Here is an 18,683-nt window from a genome sequence, read left to right as displayed (position 1 = left end):
GCCGGCGGCGCGCGCCGCCGGACGCCGCGGCGTTCAGGCGATCGCCCGGAGCGCGCCGTTCCAGCGGCGGATGACCGAGGCGACCTCCGACACGGGGACGGGGCGGCTGAACAGGTAGCCCTGGACCTCGTCGCAGCCCTCGGCGCGCAGGTGCGCGAGCTGCGCCTCCGTCTCGACGCCCTCGGCGGTCGTCGTCATGCCGAGGCTGGCGCCGAGGCCGATCACCGCCCGCACGATGAAGTCGGTCCCGTCCTTCACGCACAGGTCGCGCACGAAGGACTGGTCGATCTTGATCTTGTCGAAGGGGAACGAGCGCAGGTAGCTGAGCGACGAGTAGCCGGTCCCGAAATCGTCCATCGCCACGCGCACGCCCAGCGCGCGGAGGCTGTGGAGGATCGCCGTCGTGGCGCCGGGATTGGCCACCAGCACCGTCTCGGTGATCTCCAGCTCCAGGCGCCGGCCCGGCAGGCCGGTGCGCCGCAGCGCCTCGCGCACGGCGGTGACGAGGCTCGCCGAGGTGAACTGCACCGCCGAGACGTTGACCGCGACCTTGAGCTCGTCCGGCCAGCGGGCGGCCTCCTCGCAGGCGCGGCGCAGCACCCACTCGCCGAGCGGCACGATCAGCCCGAGCTCCTCGGCGATCGGGATGAACTCGGCCGGCGAGACGAAGCCGCGGACCGGGTGGTTCCAGCGCAGCAGCGCCTCGAAGCCGCAGATCCGGTCCGTCTCGAGGCTGTAGATCGGCTGGTAGTAGACCTCGAACGCCTCCCGGGCGAGGGCGTCGCGCAGGTCGCGCTCCATGATTCGCCGCGCCATGAGGCGGGCATCCATCGCCGGCTCGAAGAAGCGGAAGGCGCCGCGCGCCTCGGTCTTGCCCCGATCGAGGGCGACCTCGGCGTTCTTCAGGAGCTTGTCCGCGTTCGACCCGTCGCTGGGGGCGAGGGTGATGCCGATGGTGAGCCCGACGCTGATCGTGTGGTGCGTGAGGCTGTAGGGCGCGCCGACGACCTCGATGATGCGCCGGGCGAGGATGGCGGCGTCCTCGGGCCGGTCGACGCCGCGCTGGACCACGATGAACTCGTCGGCCCCCAGGCGGGCGACGCAGTCGATCTCGCGCACACAGGCGGTGAGCCGGTTGGCGACCGCGACGAGCAGCTCGTCGCCGATGCCGTGGCCGAGGGTCTCGTTGACCGGCCGGAAGTCGTCGAGGTCGATGGCGAAGACCGCGAAGCCCTGGTCGCGCCCGGCCTGGGCCACGGCCACGTCGATCTGCTGACCCACCGCCACCCGGTTGGGCAGCCCGGTCAGCATGTCGTGATGCGCCATGAAGGCGATGCGGGCCTCGGCCCGGCGGCGCTCGGTGACGTCCTCGTAGGTGGCCACGAAACCGCCATCGGCGGCCTCGCGACGGTCGATGGCGACGATGCGACCGTTGCTCAGTTCCTGGAAATGCGTCTGCCACGCGCCGTTGCTGAAGGCGTCCCGCTGCTGCCGCAGCAGGGCCTCGAGATCGCAGCCGGGGTGGTTGCCGGCCGCTAGGCTGGCGCTCAGGACCTCGAGCGCGGTCATGCCGGGCACGACCGCGCCGGGCGGCAGGCCGTAGATCTCGCTGTAGCGCCGGTTGACCACCATCAGCCGGCTCTGCCCGTCGTAGAGGCAGAGCCCCTGGGACATGGTGTCGAGGGCCGCGTCGAGGCGCAGGTTGGTCTGGGTGAGGCGGCGCTCCTGCTCCTTGAGGACGCTGATGTCGCTGCACACCGCGATGAAGCCGCCCTGCCGGGTGGCGCTGCGGCTCACCCGCAGCCAGCGGCCGTCGGCCAATCGGATGTCTCCGTCCCGGGCCAGGGCCCTGAAGCAATCGTCCAGCACCTCCCGGTGCTTGTCCCGTGGCTCGTCCGCAATCCGCGTCAGGGACAGACCGGCCTCGATGGCGGCAGCGAGCCCAACGAAGAAGCGGAGGGCCTGCGCGTTCGCCAGGGCGATCCGGCCGTCGGCATCGACCACCACCACGCCTTCCCGCGACGTCTGCAGCGCGTCCGTCACGAGCGCCTCGGCGACCCGGCGCTGGCTGACCTCGCGCAGCGTCAGCGCCCGGATGGTCGACCGCATCGCCGCGACGGCATCCAGCAGCCTGCTCAGTCCGTCGCGACCGCCGGTGGGGATCCGATCGTCGAGCTGACCGCCCGCGATCCGTTCGGCCGCCTCGGCCGCCGCGCTCACCGATCCGCTGATGCGGCGGGTGAGCAGCCAGGCGATCAGCCCGCAGGCAAGGATCACGAGGGCGACCGCGACGGCGTGCCATCGGATCGCGCCCACCACCCGCTGCCGCGCCGCCTGCCTGAAGGTGAAGCCGTCGCCGGCCATGACGTTGATCAGGAGATCGATCTGGCCCTCGACGGCGTCGGCCTGCCGTTCGAGGGCCGCCGCCTGATCCGGCCGCACCGTCACGGGGTCGAGCTCGCGGCGCAGGCTCTCCCAGGAAGCCACGCCGGCCTGGACCGCCTGGGCCGTCCGCGCAGCCCGCTCGGACTGGGCACGCTCGGCCGCGATGACGAGATCCTCGGCCAGAACCGCCGAGAGATCGGTGATCTCCGAATCCCGCTTCGCCACCTCGGCACCGTCGCGGGCCTGCATCCGCCGGATGAGGGTCGTGCGCATCTTGGCGAAGTCGGCCGCCGCCGCGCGGGCGAAGCTGATCGACGTCAGGGACTCGTCGTAGGTCCGCGTGGCGAGCCCGCCCACCTGCAAGATCGCCAAGCCGGTCGAGAGCGCGAGCGCGCCCAGGAGGAGGGCGACACAGAGGAATGCGACGCCGACCGCGGCGCGGATCGTCGTGACGCGGCCCGTCAGCGTCGCGGCCGCGCGAGAACGCCCTGCTCGGTCTCCGCAATCCGTCGGCGTCTCGGGGTCTCGCATCGCACCGGTCGCTGGGTCACACGTCCGGCCAGCGATAAATGACACCTGTTAAGAGGCAATTAGCCGGCGGCCTCGCGATCTCAGATCAGTCGCGCACGCCTGGCGCACAGCAATCGGCAGATTCCGCCCAGTCGACCGCGCGATCGCGGAGATCTGCGGCACCGCGTTTCTGCCGCTGGGCGGATCCTGTCGGCCGAGCTCAAGTTTTCATCTTGATTGGCGCGCAGTTCAGCAGCGGATTCGGACGGGCCGCTTGCCGTGATGCCCATGTCGCCGCCTCGACACCGGCGTATCGAACGGTATCCGCCGCGCCGGAGGCCGTATCCGCGGACGCGCACGCGCGGATCAGTCCGGCGGTCACCGCTGAGCCGAGCGGAGCGGCCCGGGCGCGGGCGACGGTTTCAGGGGTTCGACCGACTGGCCGTCGCGCAGGTCCGGGGCGGGGCTGTAGATGATCCGGGTCTCGGCGGGCAGCCCAGATTCCAGCTCCAGCGTGCGCCCGAGATCGCGCCGCACGCGGATCGTCCGCCACGTCACCCGGTCGTCGTCGGTTAGGGTAGCTACCCTGAGGTCGTTGCCGCTGAACACCGTCGCCTCGGCGGGGATCGTCACGCCGGACTCGGCCCGCGGGATCTTGAGGGTGACGTAGGCGTAGAGCCCGGCCCGCAGCGCCCGATCGGCGTTGGGGACATCCACCTGGGTGGTCAGCGTGCGCGACGCCGCGTTCAGCGCGACGGAGCTGCGCTCCACGAAGCCGTCGAAGCGCCGCCCCGGCATCTGCGGCACGGTGATCTCGGCCCGGACACCGGGCTCGACGCCGACGGCGTCCTTCTGCGGCACGTTGACGGTGATGCGCAGCAGGCTGTCCTGATCCATGCTCAGGAGCGGCGTGCCGCCGTTGTCGGCGCGCACGAGATCGCCGACATCGACGTTGCGCACCGTCACGACGCCGTCGAACGGCGCCACGACCCGCTCGAAGGCGGTGAGTGCCTTCAGGCGGTCGACCACGGCCTCCTGCGCCTTGATGTTTGCGGTCGCGACCTTCACGCCGGCCTCGGCGGCGGCGAGCGCCGCGGCCTGGCTGAGCACGCCCGCCTGGGTGTTGTCGGCATTCTGCCGCGAGGCCCAGCCCTGGACGGCCAGCGTGCTCGTGCGGTTGTTGGTGAGGTTGGCAAGGTTGACGTTGGCGCGGGCCTGCTCGACCTGCGCCTGCGCCTGGAGCAGCTGCGCCTTCAGCTGGCCGACCTGCGCCTCGGCCTGGGCGAGCTGCTGGTCGAGATCCGGGGCGGCGATGCGCAGGAGGAGATCGCCCGCCTTCACCCGCGACCCGATATCGACCCGGCGTTCGGCGACGTAGCCGGTCGCGCGCGCGGCGATCGCCGCCGTTGTGAAGGCCTGCATCTCGCCCGGAAGTACGAGATCGAGGGGGCCCTCGGCGCGCTCGACCGCCACGGTGCGCACCTGGGGCACGAGGGTCTTGATCCGCTCCAGAGTCGCGGTCGCCGCCGCGTCGCGCTGCCAGTGGCCGTAGGCACCCCAGGCGAGCAGGCCGAGTCCGGCGAGGCCGACCAGCAGGAACGGGGCCTTGCCGGGCGGCGGAGGGACGTCCGCGCCCGCGTCGTGCGCCTTCATCGATCGGCTCTCCGCCCCGGACATCCGGCCGGGTCACGGTGAAGGTAGCGGTCGGCGGCCCGGACGGCCAGCGTGCGGATTGGCCGCATCGGCGCGCCGACCTAGCGCCCCGGACCGGCCACCAGCAGGCGCCGGCTGAGGCGCTTGTGCAGGTGGACCATCAGGGCGATCCCGAAGAGGGGCGTCAGCAGGTTGAGGATCGGAACGATCATCAGGCCGGCCAGCAGGCACCCGGCGCCGAGCGTCCGGACCGAGAAGGCGCGGCGCATCTCGGCGGCCTCCGGGAGGGGGCGGAACCGGGCCGCCGCCATCTCGAAATACTCGCGGGACAGCAGGTAGGCGTTGGCCGCGAAGAAGGCGGCGATCCCGATCACCGGGACGAAGAAGATCACCAGGGCCGCGAGGTTCACCAGCAGCGTCACGCCGGCGAAGCGCAGGGCGTAGAGCATGGCCGTTCCGAACGGCATGGCGCGTCCGGGCGGCTCGTTCGGGAAATCGGTGCGCTCGACGATCTCGGCCGCGTCGTCCAGGAAGAAGCCCGCCACCAGGATCGAGACCGCCGGCATCAGGTAGGCGAGGGCCACGACGAGACCGAAACCCGCCAGGTAGTAGGCGAGGCTGTCGAGGATCGGGTACTGGGCGGAGATGTGGTGGCTCGCCTGGAACGCCTGGATCAGCCGGGTCAGGCCGAGCCAGATCAGGAGCAGGAGCCCGACCGTCAGGCCGAGGGATTTCCACAGGATCGCGCGCAGCGGCGGCGAGAAGGTCTGGCGCAAAGCCGCCGCGGCGGACTCGACGAGCATCGGGCGAGGATTCCGGCCTGCGCCGGAAGCGGCGCCGGCGCGTTGTGGAGCGGTGCGGCGACCGGTGCAAGATCGGGATCCGTCGCGGGGGCGTCAGGGTGCGGGGAGCGCGCGTGCAGGACACGACAGGACAGGTCTCGGCGCCCCGGGCGTCCGATCGCCGGTGGGTCGACCCGGTCGTCCAGCCGGCCTACAGGCCGCGCCTCGCGCCGCGGCCCGAGCACCCGGAGGTGCTGGTGATCGGCGCCGGCGCCGCCGGCATCGGGGCGGCCCGGACTCTCGCGGCCCGGGGTGTGTCCGTCGCGGTGCTGGAGGCGCGGGACCGCGTCGGCGGTCGCGCCCTGACGGTTTCCCTGCGCGGCCACGCCCTCGATCTCGGCGCCCACTGGCTCCATGCCGGACCGATCAATCCCCTCGTGGCGCTCGGCCGCGCGCGCGGCGAGAGGCTCCGGCGGGCCGCGCAGGAGAGCCACGTCTGGGTCGGCGGCCGGCCCGGCCGCGCCGACGATGTCCGGGCCAACGGGCGCGCCTTCGACCGCGCGGACCGCGCCATGACCCGCGGCGCCGCGCGACCCGGCCCGGACCGGCCGGCCTCCAGCGCCCTGCCGCCCGGCCTCGGCGCCTGGGGCGAGCGGGTCGCGCAGGTGCACGGTCTCGTCTCGGGCCGGCCGCTGGCGGAGGTCTCGCTCCACGACTTCCCCAGCCTGGAATACGGCGACAACTACTTCCTGGCCGACGGCTACGGCAGCTACATCGCCCGCTTGGCGGACGGCCTGCCGGTGGCGCTCGCGACCCCGGTGACGCGGATCGACTGGTCGGGTGGCCGCGTCCGCGCGACCGGCGCGGACGGGACCGTGTACGCCGCCCGCGCGGTCATCGTGACGGTGCCGATGATGGTGCTCCGGGACGGGCCGGCCTTCACGCCGCCGCTGCCGAACGCGGTCCGCGCCGCCATCGACGGCTTCACCACCGGCATCTACGAGCACGCGGTGCTGCACTGGCCGTCGAGCCCGTTCCGCGGCCGCGACCGGCTGGCGGCGATCCACGGCGGACGGCGCGCCCCGCCGGGGCTCCTCACCCGCATCGACGACACGCCGTTCCACTATTACGAGCTCGACCTGCACGAGGCCGCGGCGATCGATGCCGCCGGGTCCGGCGCGGACGGCGTGCGCCGCCACGTCCGCGCGGTCCTGACCGAGCATTTCGGCCGGGCGCGGCTGCGCGACCTGACGATCCCGGCGGTGAGCGCGTGGCGCCACGACCGGTGGTCGCGCGGCTCGTGGGCCGTGGTCCCGCCGGGCCACGCACCGGCGCGAAAGGCCCTCCGCGCCTCCGTCGCCGACACGGTCTGGTTCGCCGGCGAGGCCCTGTCCCGCGAGCAGTGGGGCACGGTCGGCGGCGCCTACGAGGAGGGCGTCCGGGCCGCCGAGGCCGTGTCCGCCATCGTACCGGACGGCGCCCGGGAGCGTATCCGGGCGGGCACAGGCTGAGATGGGCAGGCCCCGGAAGCGGCCGGGGCGCTTGCCGCAGCCGGACAAGACGGGCATCCCCCGGCCGAAACGCGACAGGGGGCGGCGATGGATTGGGTCGAGGGCATCGGCTATCTCGGGACGGCGCTGACCATCTCGGCGACGGCCATGAGCACGATGATTCCGCTGCGGATCATCTCGCTCTGCGCGAGCTGCGCCGTGATCACCTACGGCATCATGATCGGCAGCATGCCGGTGGTGCTCACCGAGCTGATCCAGATGCCGTTCAACGCCTACCGGCTCTGGCAGATGCTGCGCCTCGTCCGCGACGTGGAGACGGCCGCCGACAACGACCTGTCCCTCGAGTGGCTGCGGCCCTTCGGCTCGAGACGCCCGTTCGGCATCGGCGAGGTGGTGTTCCGCAAAGGGGATCTCGCCACCGAGATGTACTACATCGAGAGCGGCGTGTTCAGGATCCCGGAGGTCGATCTCGAGGTGCGCCAGGGCGGTATCGTGGGCGAGCTCGGGCTCCTGTCGCCGGGCAACGCCCGCACCGCCTCGCTGGTCTGCGTCGAGGCGGGCCACGCGCTGTGCGTGTCCTACTCCGACGTGAAGCAGCTCTACTACCAGAACCCGGAATTCGGGTTCTACTTCCTCAAGCTGACCAGCGAGCGCCTCTTCCAGGGGGTGCAGGGCATGTCCAAGCCCCAGGCGGTGGCCGGCGACGCGCTGTGAGGCGCCGCCGCCCAGGGCTCAGAGCATGCTCGGCAGGATGCGGTCCGGCGGCCGGTGGCCGTCCATGAAGGTCTTGATGTTGATGATGACCTTCTCGCCCATGTCGGTGCGGCTCTCGTAGGTCGCCGAGCCCATGTGGGGCAGGAGGACGACCTTGCCCTGGCGGGCGAGCTTGACGAGCCGGGGGCTAACGGCGGGCTCCTGCTCGAACACGTCGAGGCCGGCCGCCGAGATCTCGCCGCCCTCGATGAGGCGCGCCAGGGCGTTCTCGTCGATCACCTCGCCGCGGGCGGTGTTGACCACGACCGCCTCGGGCTTGAGCAGCTTGAGGCGCCGCGCCGAGAGCAGATGGTACGTCGCGGGCGTGTGCGGGCAGTTCACCGACACGATGTCGACGCGCGCCAGCATCTGGTCGAGGGATTCCCAGTAGGTCGCGTCCAGCGCACTCTCGATGGCGGCCGGCACCCGGCGGCGGTTGTGATAGTGCACCTGCAGGCCGAAGGCGCGGGCGCGCTTGGCCAGCGCCTGGCCGATGCGGCCCATGCCCACGATGCCGAGGCGCTTGCCGGTGATGCGCCGGCCGAGCATCCAGGTCGGCGACCAGCCGGTGGTCCACTCGTCGTCCGGGATGATCCGCGCGCCCTCGGTGACCCGGCGGGCCACCGCGAGGATCAGCGCCATCGTCATGTCGGCGGTGTCCTCGGTCAGCACGCCGGGCGTGTTGGTGACCGTGATGCCGCGCTCCAGCGCCGCCGCCACGTCGATGTGATCGACGCCGTTGCCGAAATTGGCGATGAGGCGGAGGTTCGGGCCGGCCTGGGCGATCAGCCCGGCATCGATCTCGTCGGTCACGGTGGGGACGAGCACGTCGGCCTCGCGCAGGGCCGACGCCATGGCGTCCGGCGCCATCGGCGCGTCCTCGGAATTGAGCCGGACGTCGAACAGCTCGCGCATCCGCGTCTCGACGGCATCCGGCAGGCGCCGCGTCACGACCACCAGCGGCTTGCGCTTCGACACGTCTCTCTCCCCGTCAGCCCCGCGGCCCTGATCGCGGCTCGCGCCCGGCGGCTCCCGCCCGGACCGCTTCCCGCAAGCGTCCGTTAACCGAACTCGGCCAGACAGGATCGGTCACGGGGCGCCGGTTCCGGAGCCTGTTCCGACCCATCGGCCTCTCTACCAGAGGTGGGCCGGAACACAATCGGATGCGGACCGGTCCGCGCGTCGAACCGGCCCCGCTTTCGACACGTCCGGCGCCCAGCAACGCCACGTCTGGATAGGGAGACGACCATGCGCGTGTCACGCCTCAGCCTCGCCGTCGCGGCGGTGCTGGTCGGCGGCCTCGCGACCGGTGCCCGCGCGGCGCCGCCCGCCGGCCCCGAGGCCGGGGTCGGGCCGGTGACCAAGCTGCCGCTGCCGCGCTACGCGAGCCTGAAGACCGATCGCGTCAACCTCCGCGAAGGCCCCTCGAAGGATCACCGGACCCTCTGGGTGTTCCAGCGGGCCGGTCTCCCGGTCGAGATCGTGGGCGAGTTCGAGACCTGGCGCCGGATCCGCGATTCGGAGGGCACCGAGGGCTGGGTGCTGCACTCGCTCCTGTCCGGACGCCGCACCGCCATCGTCAACGCCGGCCCCGACAAGGGAGCCGAGAAGGCGGCCGTGTCGCTGCGGGCCAAGGCCGATGACGGCGCCGACGACGAGGCCAAGCTCCAGACCGGCGTGATCGGCAGCGTCAAGAGCTGCACCGGCACGTGGTGCCGCATGATCGTCGCGCTCCCGAACAAGCGGGACGTCGACGGCTACATCCGCCAGAATCGCCTGTGGGGCGTCTACCCGAACGAGGTCGTGGAGTAGCCGGGCGCGGCCGCGCGGCGGTACGCGCTCTCCGGAGCCGCCCGAAAGCGAAGGCCCGGACAATGCCGGGCCTCGCGTCGTCTCCGAAGAGGGTTGGATCCGAGCCTCAGCCCTGGCGGCGGCCCGCCGGACGGCTGCGGCGCAGGCGCACGATCACCTCGACACCGGCGATCTCCATGCCCTCGGGCGCCTCGGGCAGCGAATCGACCGTGATGCCGCAATCCGGCATGTCGATCACCTGGCTCTCGTCCTCCAGGTAGAAATGGTGGTGCTCGGTCGGGTTCGTGTCGAAATAGGCCTTCGACCCGTCGAGCGCGAGCTGGCGCAGGAGCCCCGCCTCGGTGAACTGGTGCAGGGTGTTGTAGACCGTCGCCAGCGACACCGGCACCTTGGCGCGCATCGCCTCGTCGTAGAGCATCTCCGCCGTCAGGTGGCGGTCGCCGCGACCGAAGAGCAGCCAGCCCAGGGACAGGCGCTGCCGCGTCGGCCGCAGGCCGGCCCGACGCAGGCGGTCGCGCAGGTCGGACAGCGGGCAGCCGCGGCGCGGAGTCCCGTTGGCCTCCAACTGGGGAGCGGGGACCCGGCCGTTGAAGACGGCCTGGAATGGCACCGGTTCGGACATCGCTGGACTGAACGCTCGACGAGGGGCCTGAAGGAACGGATGTCTCCTCAGTATATTGAAGTGGTCGGACAGTCGCAACCCGAGCGTCGCCGCAGGCCCGCGGCTGCAGGCTTTGAAGGCGCGGCGCCCCGTGCTAACCCGCGCGCCAGCCGACGGGCCGAGTATAGTCGCCCGCGACGCGAAGATCGCGCCCATCCGAGGAAACAGCCAACGCAATGCCGCCAGACGCCGAGACACAAGCGCAGGGTGCGAACCGCCGGTCGCACTATTCCTACGAGGATCTTCTGGCCTGCGGGCGCGGCGAACTCTTCGGACCCGGCAACGCGCAATTGCCGCTGCCGCCGATGCTGATGTTCGACCGGATCACGTCCATCGGGACCGAGGGCGGCGCCCACGGCAAGGGGCACGTGACGGCCGAGCTCGATATCCGGCCGGACCTCTGGTTCTTCCCCTGCCATTTCCAGGGCGATCCGGTCATGCCGGGTTGCCTGGGGCTCGACGCCCTGTGGCAGATGCTGGGCTTCCATCTCGGCTGGCTCGGCTCGCCGGGCCGCGGCCGCGCCCTCGGCGTGGGCGAGGTGAAGCTCGCCGGCCAGGTGCTGCCGACGATCAAGAAGGTCGTCTACAACGTCGACGTGAAGCGGGTCCGTCAGGGCAAGCTCGTGCTCGGCATCGGCGACGGCTGGCTCGAGGCGGACGGCGAGCGCGTCTATCAGGTCCAGGACATGCGGGTCGGCCTGTTCCAGAGTTGAGCCGCGTCGCCGCGCGCCCGGCTCGCGGCTCGGCCGCAACGCCGGACGTTCTCGGCGGTTGAGATTGTGTCCGCGTCACCTTAGCTGACCGTGACGCGGCCCGGGCGACCGGGACCGCGACGGAGGTAGTGTCACCATCATGCGCCGTGTCGTCATCACCGGGATGGGCATCGTCTCGTCCATCGGCAACAACACGCAGGAGGTGCTCGCCTCCCTGCGCGAGGCCCGCTCGGGCATCGCGCGCGACGCCAGCTACGCCGAGCACGGCTTCCGCAGCCAGGTCTCCGGCGCGCCCACTCTCGATCCGGAGGGCGTGGTGGACCGGCGCGCGATGCGCTTCCACGGCGGCGGCACCGCCTGGAATCACGTCGCCATGGATCAGGCGATCCAGGATGCCGGCCTGGAGCAGGGCGACGTCTCGAACGAGCGCACCGGCATCATCATGGGCTCGGGCGGCCCCTCGACCCGCGTGATCGTCGAGGCCGCCGCCATCGCGCGGGACAAGGGTCCCAAGCGGATCGGGCCGTTCGCCGTGCCGAAGGCGATGTCGTCGACCGCGTCGGCGACGCTGGCGACGTGGTTCAAGATCCGCGGCGTGAACTACTCGATCTCCTCCGCCTGCGCGACCTCGAACCACTGCATCGGCAACGCCGCCGAGATCATCCAGGGCGGCCGGCAGGACATCATCTTCGCGGGCGGCTGCGAGGATCTCGACTGGACCCTCTCGGTGCTGTTCGACGCCATGGGCGCCATGTCGTCGAAGTACAACGACACACCGTCCCGGGCCTCCCGCGCCTACGACGCCAACCGCGACGGCTTCGTCATCGCGGGCGGCGCGGGCGTGCTGGTCCTCGAGGAGCTGGAGCACGCCAAGGCGCGCGGCGCCCGGATCTACGGCGAGGTCGCGGGCTACGGCGCCACCTCGGACGGGCACGACATGGTCGCGCCGTCGGGCGAGGGCGCCGTGCGCTGCATGCGCCAGGCGCTGGACGGTCTGAAGGGCGCGCGGATCGACTACATCAACCCGCACGCCACCTCGACCCCGGTCGGCGACGACAAGGAGATCGAGGCGATCCGCGAGGTGTTCGGCCGCGGCGAGGATTGCCCGCCGATCTCGGCCACGAAGTCGCTGACCGGCCATTCGCTGGGCGCCACCGGCGTGCAGGAGGCGATCTACAGCCTGCTGATGATGAACAACGGCTTCATCTGCGAGAGCGCGCACATCGACACCCTCGATCCGGCCTTCGCCGACATGCCGATCCTGCAGCAGCGCCGCGACAACGCGCAGCTCGGCCACGTGCTGACCAATTCCTTCGGATTCGGCGGCACCAACGCCACCCTCGTCCTGAAGCACGTCGACGCCTGATCGCCCCACGCGGAACCGCCGGCCTCGGGCCGGCGTTTACCCGCTGTTGAGATCTGGTGGTGGCGATGGGGACTTTCATCTTCGGAACGCTGGGCGGCCTCATGATTGCCGGCGTCGCCGCGATCTACGCCAAGCAGGTCGTGCTGGAAGAAGCGGATACCCACACGGACGGGCATTTCTGAGCCCGGCCGCAGCGCCATCGACGCCCCGCCCGCCGGCGGGGCTTTTTTTTGCCCGCCGCCAACCGCCGCCGCGTTTGGATCGCGGCGCGAGCCGCGTTAAGGCAGCCTGCCGCGGTTCGCTCGTCGCGACCGCGGTCCGGGCCCGCTCCGCGGGTCCGGCGTGCTCGGTCAGGATGTGAGTCGGCATGACGGGTTTGATGGCAGGCAAGCGCGGCCTGATCATGGGCGTCGCGAACGATCACTCGATCGCCTGGGGGATCGCCAAGGCGCTGCACGCCCAGGGCGCGCGACTGGCTTTCACCTATCAGGGCGAGGCGCTGGGCCGACGGGTGACGCCGCTCGCCGCCAAGCTCGATTCGGACATCGTGGTGCCCTGCGACGTCGAGGATCTCGCCTCCGTCGACGCGACCTTCGAGGCCCTCGACGCGCGGTTCGACGGCGGTCTCGACTTCGTGGTCCACGCCATCGGTTTCTCCGACAAGGCGCAGCTCAAGGGGCGCTACGTCGACGTGACGACGCGCGAGAACTTCGTGCGCACGATGACGATCTCGTGCTTCTCGTTCACCGAGATCGCGCAGCGCGCGGCCAAGCGGATGAACCAGGGCGGGTCGCTGCTGACCCTGACCTACGGCGGCGCCACCCGGGTCATGCCGAACTACAACGTCATGGGCGTCGCCAAGGCGGCGCTCGAGGCCTCGGTGCGCTACCTGGCGAGCGACCTGGGCCCGGACGGGATCCGGGTCAACGCGCTCTCCGCCGGCCCGATGCGGACCCTGGCGGGCGCCGGGATCGCCGACGCGCGGCTGATGTTCAATCACCAGCGGGCGCACGCGCCGCTGCGGCGCACGGTGAGCCTGGAGGACGTCGGCGGGTCGGCCCTCTACCTGCTGTCGCCGCTCTCGGGCGGCGTCACCGGCGAGGTCCACTTCGTGGATGCCGGCTACAACATCATCTCGATGCCGCGCCCGGACGTGCTGCAGGCGCAGGACGCGGCCGGCGTCGTCGGCGACGCCTGAGGCGCCTCACTCCTCCGGAATGCGCGCCGGGGGCAGGGGACCGGCCGGGACGCCGCGCTCGCCGCGGACTGCCCGCCGCTCCCGCGCGGCGCGCGCCTCCTCGGGCGTCGGCGGCGCGGACGGGTAGTTCGACGCGAAGGGGTTGGGCGGAGCCCCGCGCCCGGAGCCACCGAACAGCTTGTCGAGGAAGCCTTCCTCGGCGCTCGCGGGACGGGCGACGAGGAGAAGGGCGAGGGCGAGGATCGGGCGAAGCTGCATCGTCAACGTCTGCGTGCCGGGACCGCGCCGGGTTAGGTCCACTTTCCGGCAGATCGGAGGCCGAGACCCCGTCGCCTGGAACCGCGGCGCGTCCGGCGGGTTCGCGCACAACGATGACCGGCGCGTACAGGAGGCGTGATGTCCGAGGTTACCTATCGCATCGTCGAGCACGACGGCGGCTTCGCCTACAAGGTCGGCGACGTGTTCTCCGAGACCTTCCCGAGCCGCGAGGAGGCGCTGCAGGCGGCGCAGGCCGCGGCGGCGGAGCAGCAGGTCCCCGGCTCGACCGAGGGGATCCGCTACCAGGATCAGGCCGGCGGCTGGCACGACGAGACCGCGCAGGGCAGCGATCGGCCCACCGCGCGGGTCGTGGAGTAGTCGCGGCGGGCGGGACGGAGATGCGGGATCCGGGGCAACGACGGGTATCGGCGTGGCGCGCGCGCGGCGCGTGACCCCGGCCGAGGCGCAGGCCGGCCGCAGGGCGCCCGCTCTGCCGAAGGGCGCGCGCCGCACGACCCCGTCGCCGGAGACGCTGGCGGCCCTCGGGCCAGACCGGCTGATCGCGCTGATCCTCGGCGAGACCGGGCGTAACCCGGCCTTCAAGAAGCTGGTGAGCGCCGCGCTCGCCTCGCTCCAGGGCCCCGAGGCCGTCGCGGCGATCGTCGATCGGCGCCTGACGGCCCTCGAGGGCGCCCAGGGCTACATCGACTGGCAGAAGCGCCGGACCTTCGCGGCCGACCTCAACACGACCGTGACGGTGATCCTCAACGAGCTGCGTCCCCTCGATCCGGCGGCCGCGCTCGACCGGCTCCGGCGCTTCCTCGACGGCGCCGACGCGGTCCTGAACCGCGTGGACGACAGCACCGGGGCCGTGCAGGGGGTGTTCGACCGCGCCTCCGCGGCCTTCGTGGAGATCGCCGGTTCCCTGCCGCCGGAGGACGCCGCCGGGGTGGCCGCACGCCTCGTCGAGCCGTTCTCGGCGGATCCGTTCGGTCCCCTCGGGACCGTCCTCGGCGACATGATCCCGCGGCTGCCCGAGCCGGCCCTCGCCGAGATCGACGACCGGCTCGCCGCCGCCGCGGCGGCGCTCCCGCCGGGCGGGGATCCTAGGCGCGAGGCGACGCACCACCGGCAGGCGGCCCGGATCCAGATCCTGCGCCTGCGGCAGACCATCGCCGACCGGCGCGGCGACCCGGACGCCTTCATCGCTCTGGAAGGCACGATGCTGCCGGGGCGGGAGAACCGCGTCGCGATCGCCCGGCGGCTCCTCGACGCCGGGCGCCCCGCCGAGGCGCTGGACTGGATCCGGCGCATGCAGGACCCGGGCCTGCGCATCGCGACCCGGGCCGACCTGATCGCCGGCTTCGACCTGCGCGGACCGGAACGGGAGCGGCAGGCTCTGGAGATCGAGATCCTCGACGCGCTCGGCCGGGGCGACGAGGCGCAGGCCCTGCGCTGGGGGCGATTCGAGCGCGAGCTCGACGCGCCGATGCTGCGCACATTCCTCGCCAAGCTTCCGGATTTCGAGGACGAGGAGGCGCTCCAACGCGCCCTCGACCACGCCGAGGCCTTCCCGCAGCCGCACCGGGCTCTCGCCTTCCTGGCGGGTTGGCCGGACCTGCGCCGTGCGGCCGCGCTGGTCGTCGCGCGGGCCGCGATCTGGCAGGGCGACCAGTACGCGGTGCTGGCGTCGGTCGCCGAGGCGCTGGCGCAGCAGCATCCCCGGGCCGCGACGATCCTGTACCGCCGGCTCCTCGATTCCATCCTCGAGACCGGCCGCAGCGCCGCCTACCCGCACGGGGCGCGCTACCTCGCGGAACTCGACGCCCTGGCGGAGCGCCTCGCGGCCGGCGACGTCGAGCCGGATCCGCAGGCCTACCGCGCGGCACTGCGGCAGGCGCACGGCCGCAAGCACGGGTTCTGGAGCCTGGTCCGGGACTGATCCGGGCGGGCGGCTCAGTCCTCCAGCACGATGGCGTCGATCCGGTCCGGATAGAACGCCACGTGGTCGCGGATCGCCGCGACGGCCGGGTACGGGTTCCCGTAGCTCCAGACCGCGTCGGAACGACGGGTCCCGTCGACGACGAGGTCGTAATAGTGGGCATCGCCCTTGTACGGGCAGTGGCTCGTGCGCGTCGAGGCGACGAAGTGCTCGGCCCGGATGTCGCTCCGCGGGACGTAGAAGACCGGCGGATACCGCGCCTCCTGCAGCCGCAGGGCGTTCCGGGTCTCGGCGACCGCGACGCCCGCCACGACGACGCGGACGCGGCGGGGCTCGGGCTCGACGGTGATCGGGTGGTCCGGTCCGGGACGCTTCACGGCGTGGTCCCTCCTTCGGGCTTCAGCTCGACGGTCCCGAGGGCGTCGGCGAGGCGCGTCTTCGCGGTCCCGGGCCGCAGGGGCTTCTGCTGGGTCTCGTGCGGCACCCAGCCCGAGAGCCACAGCACCTCGAAGGTCGCCCGCACGCGGCCGTCCGGGTCCGCGAACCGTTCGGCGTAGATCTCGGCCGTGCGCAGGAGCGTCGCCCGCCGCAGGGGCGTCCGCCGCCGCTCGGTGAGCACGTTGGTCATGCCCATGGCCCGCAGGTCGCGCATCAGGCCGAACGGGTCGGCGTAGCGGACGGTCAGCGTGTCGGTATCGGCCACCGGGAGCGCGAAGCCCGCGCGCTGCAGCAGTCCGCCGGCCTCGCGCACCGCCGCGAAGGGGGCCACGCGCGGACTGACCCCGCCCTCGACCTCGCTCTCGGCCTGGGCGAAGCTCTGGCGCAGCTCGGTCAGCGTGGCGCCGCCGAGCAGGCACCCGACGAACAGCCCGTCCGGCCGCAGGGCGCGGCGCAGCTGGATCAGCGTGCCCGGCAGGTCGTTCACGGCGTGGAGGGCCAGCAGCGACACGGCGAGGTCCAGGCTCCCGGGCGCCAGCGGCAGCGCCTCGGGATCTCCGACGACCAGGTCGCCGCCCGGCTCGGGCAGGGCCGCGAGGCGGACATGCCGCGCCGCCGGATAGCGCGCGGCGAGCAGCCGGGTCGCCGCGGGACGCGGCGTGGCGAGGTCGAGAACCGAGCCGAAGCTGCGCAGGACTGCGCCGAGCCGGTCGTCGAGATCCTCGGCGAGGCGGTCGAGGAGGAAGCCCGGGTAGCCGAGGCGCCCGGCACGGGCGAGGCGGCGGCGGGCGAGGGGCGTGTCGAACAGGGCGGCGGGAGCATCCATCAGCGGGCAGATGGCATCTGCGGTCGCGTCGCGCCACCGTCCCCGCGCACGGTCTCGTGAGCTGCGCTAGGCTGCTGGAACGACTCGGGAGCGTCGCTGTTCCTGCTGCAACCGGCCCAGCGGCCGAGATTCCTCAGGGAGCACACATCATGAAGCGCATGCTCGTCGGGGCCGCCGTGGCCCTCACCACCCTGGCGGCCGCGGGCGGCGCCGAGGCGAAGGGCTGCATCAAGGGCGCCATCGTCGGCGGCATCGCGGGTCACTACGCCGGCCATCACGGCCTCGTCGGCGCCGCGGCCGGCTGCGCCATCGGCCGCCACCGCGCCAACGCGCGCGACCGTCAGGTCGAGCAGCAGCAGATGGCGCCGCAGGCGCGGCCCGTCTCGGCCCAGTAGGCGGGAACTCCGGTCGCGCGTTGCGCGCATGACGGCCCTCCAGGCCGTCGCCACGGCCCTGCGCGGTCTGCCGCGCGGGGTCGTCTCTCTGGTCTACCCGCCCACCTGCGCGGGCTGCGGCGGCGCCACCGCCGATCCGGGCGCCTTCTGCCCGTCGTGCTGGTCGAGCCTGCGCCTGATCGAGGAACCGGTCTGCCAGCGCTACGGCACGCCCTTCGCGCTCGATCTCGGGGTCGGCCCGCTGGTGTCGCCCCGGGCGATCGCGGAACCGCCGGTCTTCGGCCGCGCCCGGGCGGTCGCCCTCTACGATGCCGTGGCGCGACGGATCGTCCATCGCCTGAAATACGAGGACCGGCTCGATCTCGCCGGCGTCATGGCGCGGATGATGGCCGCGAGCGGCCGGACCCTGATCGCCGAGGCCGAGTGCCTCGTTCCGGTGCCGCTCCATCGCGGTCGCCTGTGGCGGCGGCGCTTCAACCAGTCGGCCCTGCTCGCGCGGGCGATCGCCGCTTCGGCGGGACGGCCGTGCGTCGCCACCGCCCTGGTGCGCGTGCGCGCCACGCGATCCCAGGTCGGCCTGAGCCGCGCGGCGCGGGCCGAGAACCTGAGCGGTGCCTTCCGGGTGACGGCCGCCGAACAGCACCGCATCCGCGGACGCCGGGTTCTCCTCGTCGACGACGTCATGACCACCGGCGCCACCGGCAACGCGGCCGCACGGGCGCTCCTGCGCGGCGGGGCGACGTCCGTGGACCTCCTGACCTTCGCCCTCGTCGGCGACCCCGCCGGCTGAGGGGCCGGCCGCCGCGGGCCCGGCACCGGCGACCGGCCTCCTCGCCCGGCCGCGACGCCCGGCCTCAGCGCCCGGCCTGCATCCGCTCCGGAAAGCTCGCCGCCAGGGTGAAGTCGAACGCCTCCGCGATCCCCTCGTACCAGAGCGAGAACGGCGTCGGACGCGCGAGGTGCAGGGCGCCCTCGATCTCGCGACCCTCGTGCTGGAGGGCCGCCCCGTGCTTGGCCGCGAGTCGCAGCATCGGCCCGTTGCCCGACAGGCAGCGGACGTGGAGGTCCTGGACGCCGCGATGCCGCGCCGAGCGGGCGATCCGGGCGAAGAGGGCGGCGCCGATCCCCTGCCGGCGGAAGGTCTGCTCGACCGCGAAGGCCGCCTCCGCGTGCGGCCCCAGGGCGTAGCGGGACGCGCCCGGGCCCATGGGCCGGAGTTCACCGAGACCGCGCAGCACGCCGCCCACGAAGGCGCCGTACATCACGCCCTCCGCGGTCAATGCCTGCGCGGCATAGGCCCGGACTCCGGCCTCGCTGACATTGCCCATGAAGCGGCTCGCCCGGGTCTCCGGATCAAGCCGCAGGAAGTAGTCGAGGACCGCCGCGCGATCCGCCGGCCAGAGACGCCGGATGGTGTGGGCCGGCCCATCGAGGGCTTGTACCGCCATGATGAAGCTCCGGTTCGTGCGCGCTGTCGCGC

20 protein-coding genes are annotated in these 18,683 nt (G+C 72.6%); 11 read left to right on the top strand and 9 right to left on the bottom strand.

Annotated elements, in window-relative coordinates; translation table 11 throughout:
* Positions 1 to 33: 33 nt before the first annotated feature.
* The 3 genes from ACTJK8_RS09440 to ACTJK8_RS09430 form a co-directional block, all read right to left on the bottom strand.
* Entirely contained in the window at positions 34 to 2,916 is a 2,883-nt protein-coding gene (locus ACTJK8_RS09440) for an EAL domain-containing protein (RefSeq protein WP_440761833.1), read from the bottom strand.
* Positions 2,917 to 3,273: 357 nt separating this feature from the next.
* Positions 3,274 to 4,548, bottom strand: a complete 1,275-nt coding sequence (locus ACTJK8_RS09435; protein WP_440761832.1) for an efflux RND transporter periplasmic adaptor subunit — start codon at positions 4,546 to 4,548, stop codon at positions 3,274 to 3,276.
* Between the two features lie 101 nt (positions 4,549 to 4,649).
* On the bottom strand, positions 4,650 to 5,351 hold the full coding sequence (locus tag ACTJK8_RS09430; protein WP_043073871.1) for a sulfate transporter family protein: 702 nt from the start codon (positions 5,349 to 5,351) through the stop codon (positions 4,650 to 4,652).
* A gap of 230 nt (positions 5,352 to 5,581) precedes the next feature.
* Here ACTJK8_RS09430 and ACTJK8_RS09425 point away from each other — a divergent pair, with 230 nt between their 5' ends.
* Positions 5,582 to 6,841 (top strand): flavin monoamine oxidase family protein, encoded by a 1,260-nt coding sequence (locus tag ACTJK8_RS09425; protein ID WP_245295974.1) that lies wholly within the window; start codon positions 5,582 to 5,584, stop codon positions 6,839 to 6,841.
* A gap of 87 nt (positions 6,842 to 6,928) precedes the next feature.
* Positions 6,929 to 7,555, top strand: a complete 627-nt coding sequence (locus tag ACTJK8_RS09420) for a Crp/Fnr family transcriptional regulator (RefSeq protein ID WP_012319642.1) — start codon at positions 6,929 to 6,931, stop codon at positions 7,553 to 7,555.
* Positions 7,556 to 7,573: 18 nt separating this feature from the next.
* On the opposite strand, the gene ACTJK8_RS09415 is transcribed toward ACTJK8_RS09420, so the two are convergent.
* Positions 7,574 to 8,572, bottom strand: a complete 999-nt coding sequence (locus tag ACTJK8_RS09415; RefSeq protein ID WP_012319641.1) for a 2-hydroxyacid dehydrogenase — start codon at positions 8,570 to 8,572, stop codon at positions 7,574 to 7,576.
* Between the two features lie 270 nt (positions 8,573 to 8,842).
* Between ACTJK8_RS09415 and ACTJK8_RS09410 the strand changes: the two genes are divergently transcribed.
* Complete coding sequence (locus ACTJK8_RS09410; RefSeq protein ID WP_012319640.1) at positions 8,843 to 9,406, top strand: SH3 domain-containing protein; 564 nt, start codon at positions 8,843 to 8,845, stop codon at positions 9,404 to 9,406.
* Between the two features lie 106 nt (positions 9,407 to 9,512).
* Here the strand turns inward: ACTJK8_RS09410 and irr are convergent, their stop codons facing one another.
* Positions 9,513 to 10,028: a Fur family transcriptional regulator Irr gene (gene irr / locus ACTJK8_RS09405; protein ID WP_012319639.1), complete on the bottom strand. Its 516-nt coding sequence runs from the start codon at positions 10,026 to 10,028 to the stop codon at positions 9,513 to 9,515.
* A 215-nt stretch (positions 10,029 to 10,243) separates the two neighbouring features.
* Between irr and fabA the strand changes: the two genes are divergently transcribed.
* From fabA to fabI, 4 genes are all read left to right on the top strand, one after another.
* Complete coding sequence (gene fabA, locus ACTJK8_RS09400) at positions 10,244 to 10,780, top strand: 3-hydroxyacyl-[acyl-carrier-protein] dehydratase FabA (RefSeq protein ID WP_012319638.1); 537 nt, start codon at positions 10,244 to 10,246, stop codon at positions 10,778 to 10,780.
* Positions 10,781 to 10,919: 139 nt separating this feature from the next.
* Positions 10,920 to 12,146 (top strand): beta-ketoacyl-ACP synthase I, encoded by a 1,227-nt coding sequence (gene fabB, locus ACTJK8_RS09395; RefSeq protein WP_012319637.1) that lies wholly within the window; start codon positions 10,920 to 10,922, stop codon positions 12,144 to 12,146.
* A 59-nt stretch (positions 12,147 to 12,205) separates the two neighbouring features.
* The gene (locus ACTJK8_RS09390) at positions 12,206 to 12,328 is read left to right on the top strand and encodes a hypothetical protein (protein ID WP_268821226.1); all 123 of its coding nucleotides are present in this window, start codon (positions 12,206 to 12,208) and stop codon (positions 12,326 to 12,328) included.
* Positions 12,329 to 12,513: 185 nt separating this feature from the next.
* A complete protein-coding gene (gene fabI, locus ACTJK8_RS09385; protein WP_012319635.1) occupies positions 12,514 to 13,344 on the top strand; it encodes an enoyl-ACP reductase FabI in 831 nt (276 codons plus the stop codon).
* Between the two features lie 6 nt (positions 13,345 to 13,350).
* On the opposite strand, the gene ACTJK8_RS09380 is transcribed toward fabI, so the two are convergent.
* On the bottom strand, positions 13,351 to 13,602 hold the full coding sequence (locus ACTJK8_RS09380; RefSeq protein WP_053622117.1) for a hypothetical protein: 252 nt from the start codon (positions 13,600 to 13,602) through the stop codon (positions 13,351 to 13,353).
* Between the two features lie 138 nt (positions 13,603 to 13,740).
* Between ACTJK8_RS09380 and ACTJK8_RS09375 the strand changes: the two genes are divergently transcribed.
* Positions 13,741 to 13,980 carry a hypothetical protein gene (locus tag ACTJK8_RS09375; RefSeq protein ID WP_012319633.1) on the top strand — a complete coding sequence of 80 codons (240 nt, stop codon included), beginning with the start codon at positions 13,741 to 13,743 and terminating at the stop codon, positions 13,978 to 13,980.
* Positions 13,981 to 14,032: 52 nt separating this feature from the next.
* Entirely contained in the window at positions 14,033 to 15,544 is a 1,512-nt protein-coding gene (locus ACTJK8_RS09370; RefSeq protein ID WP_440761831.1) for a DUF6880 family protein, read from the top strand.
* Positions 15,545 to 15,558: 14 nt separating this feature from the next.
* Here the strand turns inward: ACTJK8_RS09370 and ACTJK8_RS09365 are convergent, their stop codons facing one another.
* Both ACTJK8_RS09365 and ACTJK8_RS09360 read right to left on the bottom strand, forming a co-directional pair.
* On the bottom strand, positions 15,559 to 15,921 hold the full coding sequence (locus ACTJK8_RS09365) for a DUF427 domain-containing protein (RefSeq protein ID WP_070999660.1): 363 nt from the start codon (positions 15,919 to 15,921) through the stop codon (positions 15,559 to 15,561).
* Complete coding sequence (locus ACTJK8_RS09360; protein ID WP_029360596.1) at positions 15,918 to 16,808, bottom strand: methyltransferase domain-containing protein; 891 nt, start codon at positions 16,806 to 16,808, stop codon at positions 15,918 to 15,920. The genes ACTJK8_RS09365 and ACTJK8_RS09360 overlap by 4 nt, the downstream gene beginning before the upstream one ends.
* 149 nt (positions 16,809 to 16,957) lie before the next feature.
* On the opposite strand from ACTJK8_RS09360, the gene ACTJK8_RS09355 reads away from it, so the two are divergent.
* Together ACTJK8_RS09355 and ACTJK8_RS09350 are read left to right on the top strand one after the other, a co-directional pair.
* Entirely contained in the window at positions 16,958 to 17,203 is a 246-nt protein-coding gene (locus ACTJK8_RS09355; RefSeq protein ID WP_012319629.1) for a hypothetical protein, read from the top strand.
* Between the two features lie 28 nt (positions 17,204 to 17,231).
* Positions 17,232 to 17,993 carry a ComF family protein gene (locus tag ACTJK8_RS09350; protein WP_053622116.1) on the top strand — a complete coding sequence of 254 codons (762 nt, stop codon included), beginning with the start codon at positions 17,232 to 17,234 and terminating at the stop codon, positions 17,991 to 17,993.
* Between the two features lie 64 nt (positions 17,994 to 18,057).
* Here the strand turns inward: ACTJK8_RS09350 and ACTJK8_RS09345 are convergent, their stop codons facing one another.
* Positions 18,058 to 18,651 (bottom strand): GNAT family N-acetyltransferase, encoded by a 594-nt coding sequence (locus ACTJK8_RS09345; protein WP_012319627.1) that lies wholly within the window; start codon positions 18,649 to 18,651, stop codon positions 18,058 to 18,060.
* Between the last annotated feature and the right edge of the window lie 32 nt (positions 18,652 to 18,683).

Source organism: Methylobacterium sp. 22177 (assembly GCF_052045615.1).
Taxonomy (GTDB): Bacteria; Pseudomonadota; Alphaproteobacteria; order Rhizobiales; family Beijerinckiaceae; genus Methylobacterium; species Methylobacterium radiotolerans.
Note: the sequence above shows the minus strand (reverse complement) of the source record. Positions and strands in the feature narration are given on the sequence as shown.